The 17,729-nt window shown below is 47.5% G+C and carries 14 protein-coding genes; 9 read left to right on the top strand and 5 right to left on the bottom strand.

The features are described 5' to 3' along the window. Positions 1-423 precede the first annotated feature (423 nt). Positions 424-3,189: a peptidase M14 gene (locus tag F4X88_11725; GenBank protein ID MYA56960.1), complete on the bottom strand. Its 2,766-nt coding sequence runs from the start codon at positions 3,187-3,189 to the stop codon at positions 424-426. 241 nt (positions 3,190-3,430) lie between these two features. On the opposite strand from F4X88_11725, the gene F4X88_11730 reads away from it, so the two are divergent. The 6 genes from F4X88_11730 (at position 3,431) to F4X88_11755 (ending at position 11,927) form a co-directional block, all read left to right on the top strand. Next, positions 3,431-4,627 carry a HEAT repeat domain-containing protein gene (locus F4X88_11730; GenBank protein ID MYA56961.1) on the top strand — a complete coding sequence of 399 codons (1,197 nt, stop codon included), beginning with the start codon at positions 3,431-3,433 and terminating at the stop codon, positions 4,625-4,627. Positions 4,628-4,942: 315 nt separating this feature from the next. Next, the gene (locus F4X88_11735; GenBank protein ID MYA56962.1) at positions 4,943-6,133 is read left to right on the top strand and encodes a HEAT repeat domain-containing protein; all 1,191 of its coding nucleotides are present in this window, start codon (positions 4,943-4,945) and stop codon (positions 6,131-6,133) included. A gap of 230 nt (positions 6,134-6,363) precedes the next feature. Further along, positions 6,364-7,590, top strand: coding sequence for a mandelate racemase/muconate lactonizing enzyme family protein (locus tag F4X88_11740; GenBank protein ID MYA56963.1), 1,227 nt, complete (start codon positions 6,364-6,366; stop codon positions 7,588-7,590). Between the two features lie 340 nt (positions 7,591-7,930). Continuing rightward, the gene (mnmA, locus tag F4X88_11745) at positions 7,931-9,010 is read left to right on the top strand and encodes a tRNA 2-thiouridine(34) synthase MnmA (GenBank protein ID MYA56964.1); all 1,080 of its coding nucleotides are present in this window, start codon (positions 7,931-7,933) and stop codon (positions 9,008-9,010) included. Continuing rightward, positions 9,007-9,921: a tRNA (adenosine(37)-N6)-dimethylallyltransferase MiaA gene (gene miaA / locus F4X88_11750; protein ID MYA56965.1), complete on the top strand. Its 915-nt coding sequence runs from the start codon at positions 9,007-9,009 to the stop codon at positions 9,919-9,921. Before mnmA ends, miaA begins: the two co-directional genes overlap by 4 nt. A 359-nt stretch (positions 9,922-10,280) precedes the next feature. Then, positions 10,281-11,927 (top strand): AAA family ATPase, encoded by a 1,647-nt coding sequence (locus F4X88_11755; GenBank protein MYA56966.1) that lies wholly within the window; start codon positions 10,281-10,283, stop codon positions 11,925-11,927. Positions 11,928-12,028: 101 nt separating this feature from the next. Here F4X88_11755 and F4X88_11760 read toward each other — a convergent pair whose 3' ends face one another. From F4X88_11760 to F4X88_11775, 4 genes are all read right to left on the bottom strand, one after another. Next, entirely contained in the window at positions 12,029-12,706 is a 678-nt protein-coding gene (locus F4X88_11760) for an acyl carrier protein (GenBank protein ID MYA56967.1), read from the bottom strand. Further along, complete coding sequence (locus F4X88_11765; GenBank protein ID MYA56968.1) at positions 12,703-13,305, bottom strand: hypothetical protein; 603 nt, start codon at positions 13,303-13,305, stop codon at positions 12,703-12,705. The genes F4X88_11760 and F4X88_11765 overlap by 4 nt, the downstream gene beginning before the upstream one ends. A gap of 360 nt (positions 13,306-13,665) precedes the next feature. Further along, positions 13,666-14,220 (bottom strand): DUF488 domain-containing protein, encoded by a 555-nt coding sequence (locus tag F4X88_11770; GenBank protein MYA56969.1) that lies wholly within the window; start codon positions 14,218-14,220, stop codon positions 13,666-13,668. 51 nt (positions 14,221-14,271) lie between these two features. After that, entirely contained in the window at positions 14,272-14,637 is a 366-nt protein-coding gene (locus F4X88_11775) for a hypothetical protein (protein MYA56970.1), read from the bottom strand. A 459-nt stretch (positions 14,638-15,096) separates the two neighbouring features. Between F4X88_11775 and F4X88_11780 the strand changes: the two genes are divergently transcribed. The 3 genes from F4X88_11780 to tnpA all read left to right on the top strand — a co-directional run bounded on the left by F4X88_11780 (position 15,097) and on the right by tnpA (position 17,658). Continuing rightward, positions 15,097-15,666, top strand: coding sequence for a GNAT family N-acetyltransferase (locus F4X88_11780; protein MYA56971.1), 570 nt, complete (start codon positions 15,097-15,099; stop codon positions 15,664-15,666). Positions 15,667-15,811: 145 nt separating this feature from the next. Continuing rightward, on the top strand, positions 15,812-17,020 hold the full coding sequence (locus tag F4X88_11785; GenBank protein MYA56972.1) for a phytanoyl-CoA dioxygenase family protein: 1,209 nt from the start codon (positions 15,812-15,814) through the stop codon (positions 17,018-17,020). Positions 17,021-17,181: 161 nt separating this feature from the next. Then, entirely contained in the window at positions 17,182-17,658 is a 477-nt protein-coding gene (gene tnpA / locus F4X88_11790) for an IS200/IS605 family transposase (protein ID MYA56973.1), read from the top strand. Positions 17,659-17,729 lie beyond the last annotated feature (71 nt).

The following is a 17,729-nucleotide window of genomic DNA, read 5'->3' on the forward strand; positions in this document are numbered from 1 at the left end:
TAACCCCTAATGAGTGGGTAGGCAGCCACGTTACCAAGTGGTAACGCTCATTATGACTGCCAACGTGATACTATTATTATAGCATTTTTTTTGTGTTTTTGTCAAGGGGAAAAATGCTTTTTTTAGACAACAGTTGGGTCTAATTCACAAGGGCGGATTTTCATCCCAAGCCTAAAGGCATGGGAAACTTTCAATCCGTCAATTCCCGTAATCAGTGCTCAAACTCCTAAATATCAACTAAAACCTAATATGAAGGTTGAAAGATATCCCTAAAACAGCTACGGTTTCACACAAGTATATTACCAGAAACGTCCACATTCGGCGTTACGGTATCTGACATCTACGGAATTTCAGAAACAAAACTTGTCTTAACTTTGCTAAATTTTGGTCTAAATTAACGTTGGCATTTCAATCCTTACCTCATTAGTCTTGTGCGCTGTAAAAAATCGCATTGAAAAGCAGTTTGAAGGTCCCCTGCGATTGCCCGCGATGCTGCGGTTTGAAACCGAAAAGGATCACGCGCCCATCGCCTAAAGGGACTTCCAGTAGCGCTGCTTTCTGACGAATCCGTTTCTCGCCTTCGAGCCACCCACTCATCAACGGATTGAACTCAGGATATGTCGCTATGACATTCGCGCCACCCCGTCCCGCTTCAAAAACATGTCCAAATTTAAAAAAGATTGCCATCTCTGCGTCCAGTCCATGCCCGATGGGATGATTCGTGTCTATCCGAACCCGTAATAATGAGCCGGGACAGAAAAACGCTCCTTCCTTCGGTTGATTCTCTTTTTCGACCACACTGAAGATACCCTTTTCACTAAGCCCAAAGTATTTCAAAGGGAGTTCTGAAGAACGATTCAAACAGATGAGCGTCCCTCCGTTCTCCACGAACGCTCGTAAATTTGCTAAGCCTTCTGTTCCGATTCCACCGACATACTCCGGTGGTAGTTTCCCTGTTGAATGCCCGTTAAGAATACCGGAAGCACCGAAATCCGGCAGAATGATTGCATCGTAGCGCGCCGCCAAATCCCCCGCACGTATTTCCGCGTTCGTGAGGCTGCTGTAGTCGAACTCATGTGTATCTAAAACCCAACGTGTCCAACCTTCGTCCATATTTGCTGTCCACGGTTTATACAGACCGAGACGCGGGGCATTTAACCGTGAGAATTCTCGACTAGAGACTTCTGCGTCGATAGATGCATCGGCGTGGATGTGGATACCGAATTCCGATGCGAGGGCTTGTATCTCCGTTCTCTGTTGTGACGGTGGTTCTACTGTTCTAATTAGGATAGCACCCCGCGGAAGCGTTTTACCGGCGAGTTTTACGTCCCGTTGTGCTGAATAGAGTGTGTATCTCGGATTATCGTCTGCGAATTTTGCTTGAAACAGACGATTGAGGGCAATCGCTTCGGTGTTCGTTCGATTCTCAAACAGGTAACCTGTCGGTTCAGCGGCACCTTCTAACGTCCCTTCCACTTCAGGAGGTGCAGTAAGTTTCCTTAAATCCGCCTCAAAAGGATGCACAACAGCGATTGTTCTCACCCCCATTTGTAAGGGCAGGGTCCAACCCGCTATATCGTAGGGACGTTCGGGTGGCGATTCCGGGGAGGGGCGACGTTCTGGATAGCGTTGCACCTCGAGGAGATCCTTCGCGTGTGCCCGAAAGGGTTGGGACATTGACACAACATAGGTGTCCTCCGGATATTCTACGCCATCGGCGATAAACGGGGCGTTCGCTTGATGAATCTCTACCCCGCCACGTCGCAGAATATCTAACATCTTGAGCGTTGTGTGGAGGTCGCGTTGTTGTTTTGGAATCAGGAACGCACGTGGGGGTTCATCTGTCCCTTTCGCTATAGCATTGAGTCCCATCTTGTAAAAGTTCGTCTTCAGCGTGCCCCGATGCTCCGCGGCGAAAGCGAGAATTGACAGTGCCGCTGCCTTCTCATATTCTACGATGTCTCGGAGTCGCCACCAACCGCCGGGCCAGGGTTCAGGAAAGTTTGTGCGGAGTGTATATTTATCAAGCCCGCGTCGGTAGCCTTTCAAAGTATGATGCGGTTGGAAAATTGGCGTTGCTATCTCCACGCGTGCCGCTTCCGTCAAAATACCCACCATATTGTGGCGGTAGGGGACCGTCCGAAACCCGCCGTGCCACCATGTATCGTAAACAGCACTTGAAAGCACACCCGTAAACCCTTCACTCGTCAAATCGAAAGCGAGTTGCGCCCCGATAAGCGAAAGCGTCCGTTGTAAGAGGGGCGGGATGTTCGGGTTGACTGGTTCAAAATACGGTGGAATCACAAACCGGGGTCCGCGATAACTCATCTCATGCACGTCGTAGACGACCTCCGGGAACCACTTCTCATAAAGCACCTCCGTCAATATCTGCGTCTCTATCTGTGTGAGCATAAACCAATCGCGGTTGTTATCGTGCCCCGTGTATTTGTGATACAACCACGGGATTTCCGACCCTTCGTAAGGCGTGCCGACAGTGCGATTATACCAATCTACTACGATGTTCAAGCCGTCCGGATTCGCCGAAGGGATGAGCAGAATTATCACGTTTTCAAGAATCTCTTTGATTTGTGAGGTCTCAAGGGTTGCGAATTCATGTGCAAGTTCCATTGACATCTGTGAAGAGGCGATCTCTGTGGAATGCAAGTTACAATTAATCAGAACCACCGTTTTACCTTCTGCTGCCAGGGCATCCAATTCTGCCGTGTTGTCTTCATTTATGGGGTCATTGGGCAGCGCGAGTTTCCTTTGAATCTGTTGGTAGTGTGCTAAATTCTCTAAATTCTCTGGTGCAGAAATCACCAGCATCAGAAAATCGTTATCCTCTGTCGTTTTTCCAAGTTCTTCTAACAGAACCCTATCTGAATTCGCTGCCGCATGTCGCATGTAATCAGAAACTGTCTGCCATCCTGCCACCTGATAGTCGGAACCGACTCGGAATCCGAGCATCTCCTCAGGGGGTATCAGTTGCGCATGGACCGGTGCCTGTAGGAACACAACGCACATTATTATGAGCAACACACTGCGTATACACCATACGCGGATGGTATCAGTTTTTTGGGAATCTATTGTGGGAGGGATTTGTAGTCCCGATTTTCGATGAAGCGGAGATGTGAAATTAACATGAAAGAATCCAGAGATTTTCATGGACGGTTCCCTTTCTATAGACATGTGCGGTTTAATTTTTCGTTCTTCTTTATGTTTTTAACGCGTGACAGCAAGTATAGCCAAAACTGGCACACGTGTCAAGTTATTGCATAAGCATAATACACTTGACTTTTTTCTAATTTTGTGGTATTGTTATAGGTGAAATATTTTTAGGGTCGCAGTGCGCCGTAGCGCACGGTTGCATTAGGCACTTATTTCAAAAAACGCCCTCTTATTACAAAAGTCGGGAGGAAAAGGCAAAACAATGAAAAAGGTTGTAATCATTCCACTGGTTGTCCTACTGCTTGCGGGTATCGGTTGTGACACAAAGCAGAAAGGGCCGAGCAACCTGTCCGTAGGCAGAAGTAAATTGATTGACAGCGGTAACGCCTTGGAAGCCGTTGATCACCTTGAAAAAGCGGAACAGGAAGAGGTTAATAAACTGGAGCCGCGCGCCCTACTCGTTATCGCTTACTCTCACGGGCTTTCCACGGGGAGTGCGAGTAGTCACGGCGTTGAAGCCAAGTTCAAAAACCAACGAGCCCAACGGATACAAGAACTCACCGAGGCTGAGATAAAGCAAATCCTACAAATTCTCAGCAGACCCTCGCGGGTCCAGAAAGATGGCTTACAGGCACTTGTAGACAAGGGACCTGAAGCGTCGGTAATTATTCTTGACAGCCTCATCAGAGGGAGATATCCGTCACTTCATGCAAATTTTGGGGAGATGCTTATTCAGATGGGCACGGATGGTCTTGATTCGGTTTTAGCAAAACTTACTGATGAAATGACCCCACCGGCTGTTAAGGTTAAACTCGTTCAGGTCCTTGCTGGCATCGGCGACGCAAAAGCCATAGATGCGTTAAAAGCGGTTCAAAGTGGAACGAGTGAAGCTGGCTTGGCGATGGAAATTAACACGACACTCTATCAGTTGGGTGAGGAATCCTATAAAAAGGACATCATCGCTGGCTTAAGTCATAGTGATGTTGAGGTCCGACGCGCCGCTGCAAAAGCGATGACAAATATCAGCGAGGTCCCATCGAAAACACTCATTGCGGGGTTAAAAGATACCGACTCTGAAGTCGTCGCATCGCTTGTGGACGCACTCGCAGTGCATCGGGATGCTGACGCTGTTGATGAACTCGTAAGTATTCTTATCGGTGGATTGAGCAAAGATCCGAAGCAGGCAGCGATTAATACGCTCGATGTTTATGGACGGAACAAACTCGCGAGAGGCTTGGCAAAGCGCATTACGATGCTGCTCATTGGCGAAACTGTGAGTGACGCAGACAATCGGCTCCATCTCGTTCAACTTCTGAAGAGAGAGCCGTTTCTGAAACAGATTCAGGTAACAGAATTGTACGACAATCTTGAGTTCAAGCTCTATGAATATCACAAGGAAAAGGAACAGAGTGAACTCGTCAAGACGTCGCTGAAACAACTCCTTGATGCACTTCAGTAGACTTACAATGGGTCTCTTGTCTGTCTGTACTTAAATTGTTGACATAAAAATGTATTTATTTTAGAATATTCTTTACGTCAGTACTTGCCCAGATGTGTAATCCCTGTTTGGCAGGTTTAAATACGTCGCGGTATGCAGAACCTACGATTTTCCCTGTCAAGTTATATTGTCCCGCGAGCCTATAGAGGCTTGCGCGAGAAAGTATTGGATCAGCACTTTTTTTGCTTGCAAGTTGCGCATTGTCTTCATGGAGCAGACAGGCGACACGCAGGGGTAAGTCTAATTGAGATTCCAGGAGGAAAAGAAAAAGGGAACATGAAAAAACTTTTGCTGATATTACTACTTATAGGAGTCGTGAGTTTCGGCTGTCAGCAGGAACAGGTCATCACGCAACTTGAGGTCGGAAGAAGTAAGTTGTTAAATGCAGGACTCTCGCTGGAGGCAGCCCAACACCTTGAACGTGCTGAACAGGAAGAGGAAAACAAAGTTGAACCTCGTGCACTCTTGGTGCTTGCTTATAGCAACGCCATTTCAACGGGCGCGGCAAGAACACATAACGTCGAAACGAGATATAAAACTGAACGGGATCGCCGTGTCGGTGAATTGGGCGAATATGAGATGAAGAAAATCCTGCAGATTCTCGGCGAACGCCATCGGGTCCAAAAGGATGCGATGCAGGTCCTCGTTGACAAAGGGGCACCTGCCGTGCCTTTCCTTTTGGAGGATCTCGTTAAAAACCGCTATCGCAATGTCCATGGTGACTTCGTTCAAATCTTGGAGGAAATCGGCAGCCCAGCTATTAACGAGCTCCTGAAAACTGCTGGCGACAGCAATACCCCACCTGCTGTGAAAATCCAGCTTGTCCGTATTGTAGGCAATATAGGAGACGCATCCGCTGCCACTGGGTTAGAGGCACTCCACAACGCAACCCCTGATGAAGGGTTGAAGATGGAAATTAATACCGCACTCTATCTCCTCGGAAACGAAGGTGCCGAAGCAAAAATTGTTGAGGGCTTAGGCGATGATAACGCTGTTGTCCGGCGAGCCGCCGCGAAATCTATGATGTTCCTCAAAGAACACCCAACTGACAAGCTGATTGATGCGCTTGGCGATTCCGATGACACCGTGCGTATGGATATTGCGAAGGCGCTACAGAAATATCCTGACGCAGGTGCTGTTGACGGTCTCGTCGCAATCCTCACAAACGGATCAAGCCTGAGCACGAAGCAAGCCGCTATTGATACGTTGAACCATTACGCCGAAAACGGACTCGCTGATGGATTAGCTGGACGCTTGATCGTCTTGTTAGCGAACCCTGAAGTCGTTGACCATGAAGACAGACTCCGTATTGTTCAACTTCTTAAGAAACCTGCTTTGGTAAAGCAGATTCAGGACGCTGACCAGTACGATAATCTGCCCCATAAGCTTGACGTTCACTTCAGGGAGGCCGAGACCAACGATATGGTGAAAGACGCACTCAATGAATTGCTCCTTGCACTTGAGTAATTTTTAATTATTCGCAAGGCGTTAAATGAAGTCTTATGTTCATTGGGTGTTTTCTCTCAAATCCGCCTGCGTGTTTTTGCGAATCAGAATCAACGGTATGAAGCCCGTGTGGGCTTCCCCGGGTATGAATGCCGTGTGGCATTCCCCGGGGTATTTCTGCGTATTGTTGCAGGCTGCCGTCTTAAGATAAGTTTCGTAACTGTAGCCCGTAAGCGTAGCGGAGGGCGGATATGAGGAACGCACGTCAAAGTTCAAACGCACACCGTTTAACCGCAAGGAACATTAAAAATATGGGAAATTATCCAACGGGTGTTAAGATTACCAAAGTTGAGCAAGTTACCGTCGAAATTGATCAGCCTGCTATCGGTTGTAACTCCCGCGCAACAGAGATTCACCAACCGGATCCGAACGCGAAATGGAACGAACGTATTATCCGCATCTATACCAACGATGGCACACTCGGTTGGGGGGCTGGTAGTTGGGGAACAACAACCGCTGAAAATGCGGAAGGCGTGCTCAACCAAAATCCGTTTGACCTCTTAAACCCTGAAAACGGGGTTGTGGAGGAATTTCGCGGACTTGAAAATGCCCTTTGGGATACAATCGGCAAAATCCTTGAGAAGCCTGTCTATCAGCTCATCGGTGGCGATGTTTTTTCAAACGGATTGCCCGCTTACGACAGCACCATCTATTTCAACGATCTCCTGTATGAAACGAAAGCCGAAGGACTTCAACGCATCGAGAATGATGTGAAAAGCAGTCTCGCCAATGGGTTTACCGCATGCAAGATGAAAATTGGGCGCGGGAGCTATCTCATGGAACGCAAGGCGGGCCTGCAACGGGACATAGAGCTTGTCCAACTTGCCCGTAGCACCGCAGGCGAAGGTTTCAACATTCTTGTGGATGCAAACAACGGCTACACCTACGATGAAGTCATCACCTTTCTGAACGAAACGAGTAATTGTGATGTCTTTTGGATAGAAGAGATGTTTGAGGAAGAGGTTGAATTGTACCGGAACCTCAAAGCCTTCATCCAAGAAAAAGGATTGAAAACCTTCATCGCTGATGGCGAAACCCGGACGCGCGACCCACTTGAATTCTATGATCCGTTTTTCGAGGCGGGTGTTATTGATGTCATCCAGCACGATATGAAGGGACTCGGCGTTACCGGCTGGCGGCGACTTGCTGATATGGCTGCCGCCCACGGTGTCCGGTGCGCACCCCATAACTGGGGGTCCCTGCTCGGTTTTTACCTCAGCCTCCAATTCGGCAAAACGATTCCGCATTTTCTCTACGGCGAGGTCGCAACCCTCACGAGCGATGTGATTGATACCTCTAACTATACTTTCACCGGTGGGACGTTCACCGTGCCGGATACTCCGGGACTTGGGTTGGCGCTCAATGAAGATGTATACCAGGATCGCTACGCCGGAAAAGAGGATTGGCAGATCGGCTAATTCTTTACTCCATAAAGCGACCCGTCTCTACCTCTCCCCTCAGTGCTTTGCTGTGCCCGACTAATCGAGCACGACCGATTCCATAGGTGTGCTATGCCTGTCCTCTACTACTTTTCCCTGACAAATCCCCTTTTATGTGGTATAATTATTATAGTAGGGTCAATAATTACTTGGACACTCTGATTGTAGCGCAAACTTTTAGTTTGCGTGCTACCCCTGCAGAAACTAAAAGTTTATGCGACGAATGTTCACTTATTTTTCGGTTTTACTATAACATGAATTCGGCTTCAGCAGCGTAGGTTGGGTTAAGTGGTAAATTGAAGAGCAATCGGTAAAAAAAATGAGGAAAATTCTTGTTGCAATGAGCGGTGGCGTAGACAGTTCCGTCACCGCTGCCATGATGGTAGACGCGGGGTATGATGTCACCGGCATCACGATGCGCCTCGGCGCGCCCGATACAATCGAGGTAGAGCCGGAGCGTCCCAACTGCTGTTCGCTTGAGGGTATTGAGGATGCGCGCCGCGTCGCTACCCAACTCGGCATCCCGTTCTACGGCGTGAACTACGAGGACGCTTTCCGCGAGCAGATTATCGATTATTTCGTGGAGGAGTACCTCGTCGGCAGGACACCCAGTCCGTGTATGGTATGTAATCGGGAACTAAAGTTTGGGAGACTCCTCGATCTCGCCAAGACCTTGGCGTGTGATGCCATCGCCACGGGACACTATGCCCGTATTGAACAACATCCAGAAACGGGACGCTATCTCTTACGCAAAGCACGGGATGTCAGCAAAGACCAGTCCTATTTCCTCGCCGCGCTCACACAGGCGCAATTACGCTGCGCGATGATGCCGCTCGGTGAATACACGAAAGCCGAAGTCCGTGATCTCGCCCGAAAGTACCAGTTGCGAACTGCTGAAAAGATTGAGAGCCAAGAGCTCTGCTTCGTTGCCGACACCAACTATCGACGTTTCCTCCAAGATAGGGTCCCTGAGAAGATTCAGGGCGGCGATATTGTAGATGAGGTGGGCAATGTCCTTGGTAAGCATGACGGGGTCCCGTTTTATACCGTCGGACAGCGGCGTGGGTTAGGTATTGCAGTCGGGAAACCGCTCTATGTGACGCAGCTCAACGCCGCGGAGAAGACCGTTGTCGTTGGTGAATCCGATGCGCTATTTGAGGACACGATGCACGTTGAACGCATCAACCTCATCGCCATTGAAAAGTTAACGGTGCCGATCCGTGCCCACGTCAAAATCCGATCCCGTGATGACGGCGGTCCCGCGACAATCACACCTACCAGCGACACCGAAGCAGTCGTGAAGTTCGATGAACCGCGCCGTGCCATTACACCCGGACAAGCCACCGTTTTTTACGATGGAGAATACGTCCTCGGCGGCGGTTGGATTGTAGGAAAATGACATCAAACCTCGTCTGCCTTCTCGGTCCCACAGCAGTCGGTAAAACAGAGGTAGCGATTCAACTCGCGCAACGTCTCAATGCCGAGATTGTCTCTGTCGATTCCCGCCAAATCTATCGACAGATGGACATCGGCACCGCGAAACCTACCCCCGAAGAACAGCAGGCAGCACGGCATCACCTCATAGACTGCGTTGACATTTTCCAACCCTTTTCTGTCGCTGACTATCAATCCCTCGCAGATGCAGCAATTGCCGACATCCGAAACAGAGGCAAGCGGGTCTTGCTGGTTGGCGGTGCGGGACTCTACTTCCGAGCGATTGTTGATGGATTGTTTGAGGGACCGGGAGCGAATCCCGCACTCCGGAAGCGACTTGAAGCGGAAGCGGCGCAACACGGGGTTGATACCCTCCACAAGCGACTCCAAACCTGCGATCCAGAATCTGCGGATCGGATCCATCCGAACAACCTCGTCCGTGTCATCCGTGCTTTAGAGGTCTATGAATTGACTGGCACGCCGATGTCTGAACTCCAACAGCAGTGGCATCCCGAAAAACAGCGGTATCCGTTCATTGCTTTCGGACTCAGGATGCCGCGTGCGCTGCTATACCATCGTATCGAACAGCGCGTGGATGTGATGCTTGCGAACGGATTGATAGCGGAGGTTGAATCGTTGTTAGCGGCGGGATATGCACGTGATTCGGTCGCGCTCCAAAGTTTCGGCTATCGGGAGTTAATCGCGTATCTGGACGGGGACTGCACGTATTTGGATGCGATCTCGCAGTTGAAACAGAACACCCGTCGGTTCGCCAAGCGGCAGTTGACGTGGTTCCGAAAAGACACCCGTATTGAATGGCTGGATCGGGAGTCAATATCGGATATTGTTGGAATTATTTTAAGGAAGGTTTTATAATTGTTCCTTCATATTAGATTTTTAGTTGATATTTAGAAATTTGAGCACTGAAGCAACTATGATTGCGAGTCCCAAAATTGTTAAAAAACGCCAGTTTGAAAAAAGTCCGAGAAGTGAAGAAAAATGCCCATTTAACCAACCCATAAAGTTTCTCTCCTAAGATCATCTTGTAATTTGAACAATAAACGTAATACGTAAGACCTCTCATAAGTTAAAGACACAATTTTCGGCTGAATGGGTGCATAATTTTGCAACATAGAAGAATCCGTCTATTCATTGAATTGTGGATATTTGGCGTTGACCGCATCGACCCGATATGATACAATCAAGTACCAGGGGTTTAGCGAAAAGGAGAGAAAATGAGACGTTTTGGAACACACGGTCCCGTCAATCCTCAAGAGCACTACGTTGTTGCGCGGACCGAGGAGATCGCCGATTTCATCGAACGCGTTGAAGAAGGTAAATATGTTGTCTTGTTTGCCCCGCGCCAAACAGGCAAAACTACCTTCTTTCAGGCTGCGTTGGAAACGCTCGCGGTCGGTAACGCTGCTACCGCTCAAGCTGAATCCGCTTCAAAGTTCACCTACTTCCCTATTCGACTGAATTTTGATGTGTACAAAAACACCGCTGTTGCTGATTTTTATGCCAACCTTTACCAAGATATATGCGAAGAAATTGAGAGTTTGTTTCAGCGACGCGGCGGCTCCCCATCTGAAGCTTTAATCCAATTTTTAGCGGACACAAAACTAACCGACCCTCACGCAATGCGACGATTTTTTAGAAACCTCGCGCGTTTCCTAATGCCCCAGAAATTCGTCTTAATCATTGACGAGTTTGATGGCATCCCATCCGCTGCCCTGAGCGATTTTCTTCATACGCTCCGCCATATCTACATTGCTGGGAAGCCCCGGTGTCCGCACAGCGTCGGTATCATCGGAGTTAAAAGTATCGCACAACTCAACTACGACCGGTCTATCTCCCCCTTCAATATCCAAGACGAGTTTCAGCTACCCAACTTCACCCTCGAACAGGTGCAGGAACTGCTTGGACAATATACAGACGAGGTCGGACAACCTTTTGTTCCTGAAGTTATCGCAGCTATTCATAAACAGACTGCTGGGCAACCTGTCTTGGTGAACCGATTCGCACAGATTCTCACGGAAGAATTGGAGGTTCCGAAAACCGAGTCGATTACTATGGCACACTTTTCAGAGGCACACGCGCAACTCCTTGAAGAAGATAACGCTAACTTCACACATCTGCTGACCAATATCAGAAGAGACCCGCGTTTTGAAAGTCTTTTGATGCGGATTATGGCGCGGGAGGAAGGTGTTGATTTCAATCTACGGAGTGACGTTATAAATGAACTTGCCACGTACGGGGTCATTGCCAGAGGTGAGGACGGTATGTGTGAAATTGTTAATCCGATTTATCTATATTGTATCCTGCAAGCGTTCAAGCCTGTCGTGAATGGATTAGAAGATGAGTACTTACACGAAGATTCGCGTGAAGACTTTCTTGCTTACCTCACACTCGCAGGCAAGGTTGATATGGAGTCATTGCTTGATAATTTCCAAGATTTCATTGCCCGCGCAGGGTTCAGGATTCTACAAGTCCCCGATACACCTCAAGAATCGGTGGGTAGACATCTCCTGCTCGCCTATCTTGACCAGTTTGTTAAAATCATTGGTGGTTTCATGCACATTGAGGTGCCAACCGGCAGAGGCAGGATGGACCTTATCATTACCCACAATCAGCGAAAGTATATTATAGAAACAAAAATTTGGAGAGGCGACAATCGTTATCAGGCAGGCAAAAAGCAACTCGCAGTGTATCTCAGCTCTGAAGGTCTAACAGAAGGGTACTACGTTGTCTTTGACCATCGACAGAACCCGGAACCGCGAGTAGAGACGGAAACAGTAGAGGGTTTAACGATTCGGAGTTACATCATTCCTGTGATGCCAGAACCGCCTTCAAAAGTTCCATATTCCCACATCAGACGTTAATTAGATGAGGACGATTCATTATTCGCTGTGTTTTTATAGCATAAATTTTATGAAGATTAACGGTAGTTGTGGAGCCGACGAAAGAAAGAGTCGAGCGAATGTTATTGCAATAGTTTTTCTGCCGTGTGTTCGTGCTTGATCCCGCGTATGTTTCTGTCTTTGCGGTGAGGTCTTTCCAAGAAATCTGTTTCGTTTTCAACTTGTGCTTTCACATAATCAATCATATCAGCAATTGTGACGATTTGTGCAAAAATGCTGTCTGGAACGATGATTGAAAAGCGCTCTTCTGTCTTATAAATCAAATTTTGTCTATCCAAAGAATCTAAAGAACCGAAAGTCTCTCTAATAGTTGTATCGGGTTTAAGGGATTTTTTGTCCCTTCCCAAACACGTCGCAATCACACTTATAACCGCATCTGTGTAGTGTTTAGAATCTTCTTTTTTCCTTTCTCTTTTCTGTGCAATCTGCTTGTTTCCTGTGATTACCCAATGCAATGCGTCAGTGTATTGCTCGTCGCTAAAATCGAAATTTCCAATTTGGTAAACATCCTCTTCTGTAAATTTGAGTTGCACAAAGCATGCAGAATCCCTTTTCCCGTTTACGATAAATTTGAATAGACCTTCCAAAGCGCAGAAAAACCCTGCGAAGGTCCCCGCATCAAAGGTAACCCCTTTGGCATCAACTACCAAAAATGGCAGATTATCAGCCTCAGAGATCAACAAAAGTCCCCCATCATCAATATGAAACTTGCTAATTTTAATTGAATTTTCCTTAGTCACAGACTATCTCCAGTTTGGTGTAAATTCTCAGCAAATTGGGAAATGTTACCATTACGTACACGTTTTAAAAGAAAGCGGTTAACCGATACATGCTGAGTTTCAATGATCCATGTTACACAATTATGGACAAGCGAGTCCTCGGCGAATTCACCAGATTGTCTGGCTGTATCTGGCTCCAGTGTATAATATTTGTCTTCTTTTTCCTCGTCCTGTTTGACCTGAGTCCAGATAGCATCTACTTCTTTTTTCTTGTAATTCAAGTAATGATAGACAAACCCAGGAAGTGCAGTTTGGAAAACTTCCTGGTACATACTTCGCTCGTCACATATTTCCGCGGTTACCCCTTTGCGAAGAATATCTATGACTGCGCTTTTATCATTCGCTCCTAAGGCTTCACGAAGCCCCCTATCTGCTAAAGTGGGGCGATATCCCCGATAATACAAATCGTCACCAATCTTTAGAATTATGACTGCATGACCAAATGCAGGATCATTTTCGTGCGCGTTTCCCAAATCTGCTTTGCCTGTGTAAAGGTCTCTAAGATGAGAAAAACTTGATGTTCGTACGATAATCGCAAAATTTTTCTCCCAATCAACCATATTCAATCTTCTTCCCAAAATATTTACTGTTTCTCAAAAGATGTTTTTTACACATGAATGCAAAGGCAGGCGAAAACTATCCAACTGTACACCAATTATACCATATATGCCCTTAAATTTCCAGCGTTTTCCTGATCACCCACACTCGCGGTGGGGAATTCCGTACAGGGTATCAAGACTTCAACTTCCGTTGCAATCGCACACTGTTGGCAAATGCGTAGGTTGCACCGCGGAGACCGCGCCGACTCCGGATATCGCAGAATGTATCAACCTCTGCCTGGCAGAGCGCGTCAAAAAAACCGGATTCATCAAAGCCGTATACGCCAATGGTAACAATTTTAATTTTCATAGTGGATAGAATTAAGTGTATTTTTTCCGAGAATGAAACGTCTCGTCTCCGAACATCGACAATTGTCCGCCTGTCAGACGCTCAATGACCTTCTCCTGCGTCACTTGCTCGTTGTTTTCGTCGATGTGGATGACCGGTATGTCCTGCGTTGTGAGGGTCGCACCGATAAGTTTGCATCGGTGGCATTCCTCTGGCTTCTCCTCACTGCACATCAAGACAACAGCGTGTTGTTGCAAGAAAGCAGTGTGTAGACGTTCAATACCGCGTTGGTAGTATTCTCTCTCCTTGACCTTTTCGTAGTCAAGTTTCCCGTTGATGTAACAGGTTTCATCGTCGGGTCTACCACCGAGTGTGTCTCCCATGAACACGTAGCGGATGTCATGCTGTTCGAGTTGATTCGCGAGTTGTGCTTTGGAGAATTCCGGCTTATAGCGCGAGTAGGGGGCGGAGCGGACATCGATGAGGTAGGCGATCTCGTGCTGGTGTAGCACTTCGATGAGTTCCGCAATGGAACGGCTTCCATAGCCTATGGTATAGATTGGAATGGGGGTGGGTGATCTTTCCATGATAAATTTATGGGGTGTTCATTTATCTTCTTCTTTGACTCCTTTTTAGCTTTATAAATCGGTTAGCCTCCCCGCCTGAATATCTTCAAGTATTTCATCGCGCAGCGCATCCAGTTTCCCTGCTTTTATATCCGCTTCAATTTGTTTGTCCCATGCCGCGGAACGGGCTTTTAGGATTTCATGAAGACTGTCTGCTAAAGCTTCCAAAAGGGCTTGTTGGGTAATGCCTTCACACATCTTCACTTCAGGCACATCAGGAATCCGTCCACTCCACCCAGTAGATGTTCTTTTTACAGAAGCCGTATAAGTTTCCTCAAAACGAGGATCGTTCAGCTGGATGGGCCGCGGGTCTCTCTGTTGAACCTGTTGTGCTGGGACTCCTATAGCGGGGATCTCCGCGATGACAATAGTTCCCATATCTATGTTTCTCCTTGGACGGTGCCTCTAAACATATCTACGTGTCTTCTACAACTTGTCTACGATTCTCGTGTCTATGCACAACAGACAAACCTTCGAGCTCCTGTGGAGTTGTTAGGCGTGCTGTATGTAGTATACCACATTTTTAGATGCGATGCGAATTTATTCTTTATTTTCACTTTTTTGCAGAATTTTTAGGAATTATGCTATATTATAGTAAAACCCGTAATTACCTTTACACTTTTTTGCATCGGCGAGGTTAGGAAACCTCGCCTACCGGGGGCAGAAGTGTAAACTTATTTTCAAAATCTACTATAACCTAAGTTGCTGCGTTATTCTCCCGCAAGGTATAATTAAAAATCGAATCTGTAGCTCGTAATGAAATGGAGAGCGGATACTTAGGAAAGCACGTCTCTGGTTCAAACCTACATTGTTCTCCCGCAAGGTATAATTAAAAAAATGAAAAATTATAGCGTCAGAATGATTCGTGAGAATATGGAGAATATCCCGCAATTCCCGATTCCAGAGGGGTATGCCATCCGGAATTATCGCCGGAATGAGGGACATATCTGGACACGGATTCTGCAAGCGGGGGAGCCGTACGCTGAAATTGACGACGGGCTTTTTGATCGCGAATTTAAACGCCATCTCTCAGTGATGGAGGATAGAAGTTTTTACCTAACGACGGACACAGGCGAGGAAATCGGTACAATCACGGCATGGTGGCAAAATATAAATAAAGAGGTGTGGGGACAGATCCACTGGGTCGTGATTCATCCCGACTATCAAGGAAACGGGCTGTCCAAACCGATGATGACCGTGGCGATGGAGCGTCTGAAGCAATCCCATGAACGTTGTTTTCTCGGCACGTCAACCGGGCGTCCGGCAGCGATAAAAGTTTATCTTGACTTCGGTTTCATGCCCGACCTTTCACATGAGAATAGCAAAGAAGCTTGGACAGAGGTCGCATCCGTTTTGGAGCATCCCCTTTTGGGGGAGTTTATGAGTTCAGGACTTACGCACTTTTGACTGTCGTCTGTTCTGTGAGATGAGATTTTTCGGAAAACACAGCGTTCTGGTGGAAACCCAAACTAAAAGTTTATGCTACAAAAGAGCAGTATGCGTAAGTCCTATGAGTTGAAACTTACTTGTAAAAAGTGAAGGAGGTTGAATTATGAGCGGGACAGTTACCCCGACGCTCAGCGCGCAGCAGATCGCCGATTACCGTGAGGATGGCTATGTAATTCTGCGAAATCTCTTATCCGCGAAGGAGGCAGATGAACTCCGGCGCGTCGTCCAGAAACAGGTAAAACGCGATGCCTATCCATCGACGCTCAAATATCCTGAGTCGGCGAAATATACAGTCAGTGGCAATCGTCTTGCCGACCCCGGACTCACCGCGATTGCCGAACATCCGACAGTTGTGGGTGCCGTAGAATCCGCGCTCGGTCAACCCGCGCATCTCACGGCTTATGTGGCGTATTTGCGGACACCCGGCGATAAAGGGGGTGGGGCGCATTGCGACTACAAACGCTGGCGCCCTGTCGGGTCATCGATGAACTGGGTGTTTGCCATCATCCCACTGACCGATTTCGATACAGAATACGGTCCTTTTCTCGTGTCGCCCAAATCACACAAGTTGACACAGGTGATTGATTCGGACGCACACATTTTAGATCTCACGCGTCCTGATCCAGAGCAGTTACCCGATTTCATTGATCCTGAACTCAAAGCAGGGGACTTGCTGGTCGTCAACGAGCACGTCTGGCACGAAGCACCCCCCGGCACCACAACCGAAGATCGGTGCGGGATTTTCAATAAATATTGTGCTATTGACGCACCGCCCGCCGCGGGATATTATCCTTACAATCCTGCCGCTTTGGACGCATTGAGCGACAATGGAAAGCGTCTCATTCCTGTCTGTTTTGATAAGCCGATTACAACGACGCGCCTGCTTATTGAGGATGCATCGAGTCAGGAATCGAAATTCTTGCTCCGTCGTGATGCCGAAACAAATGCTTGGGAGTTGCCCGGGAGCGAAGGTTGGGAAGAGGAGAAAGGTGTTGGTTGGGATGTCGGTGCGCGGATCGGTTCACTGCAAGATATCACCCAAACGCAACTCGGTTTAGAGGTCCCTTGGATGTCTTATATTGAGGATGTTGAAGAGGGAGATGGTATCTGTCGGATCTACGGCTTTTCTGATGAAAACTTAGACATTGATGCACTCGCTAATAATGGTTGTGAATGGTTCACAAAATCTGAACTCAAACAACGGCTCGGCGAAAGTGATGCTATTTGCGGTGCTGCTGATACATGGCAGCAGACGGATGTCATCCGGGGCAAAGGGAAGGCGTGCCGTCAAAGCCGACACCAGTTTGAGTAGATTTCGTCGCACTCGGTAGGAAAGCCTTTCTCAGGTTTCCCAGCCCTGTAAGGGCGTTATGTTTATAGAAAGGATTATGGTAGTGTATTTTAGCCCTGTAAGGGCGTTATGTTTATAGCGTCGATATATTTATCAAAATTACAAGGAGATTTCTTGAGGCCATGCCAAACACCTATACCCAGCTCTACGTCCATATTGTCTTCGCGGTCAAAGGCAGACAATACCTGCTCCCGAAAGCACACAAAGATGAACTCCATCGCTATATTACAGGTATCATCACAAACAAAAAACAGAAGGTGATTCAAATCAATTCTATGCCGGATCATATCCATATCCTTGTTGGGCTCGCGCCGGAAGGGGCATTAACGGATTTAGTGAGAGATATTAAGGCAAATTCGTCGAGATTCATTAATGAAAAGCGATGGGTTGTGCGGAGGTTTGAATGGCAGAAAGGTTTTTCGGCTTTTTCATATTCTCATTCGCAATTGGATGCTGTCGCGAAGTACATTAGGAATCAAGAACTACATCATTCAAAAAAGACGTTTCGTGAGGAATATCTTGAGCTTCTTGATCTTTTTGGGATTGCTTATGATAGGAAATATGTTTTTGAATCCGAAACCGCTGAGTATACCGTATAAACATATCGCCCTTACAGGGCTGGGAATCCTGAGAGAATCGTTTTCTATAAACATATCGCCCTTACAGGGCT

The organism is Candidatus Poribacteria bacterium, from assembly GCA_009839745.1.
In the GTDB taxonomy this organism is placed as follows: domain Bacteria; phylum Poribacteria; class WGA-4E; order WGA-4E; family WGA-3G; genus WGA-3G.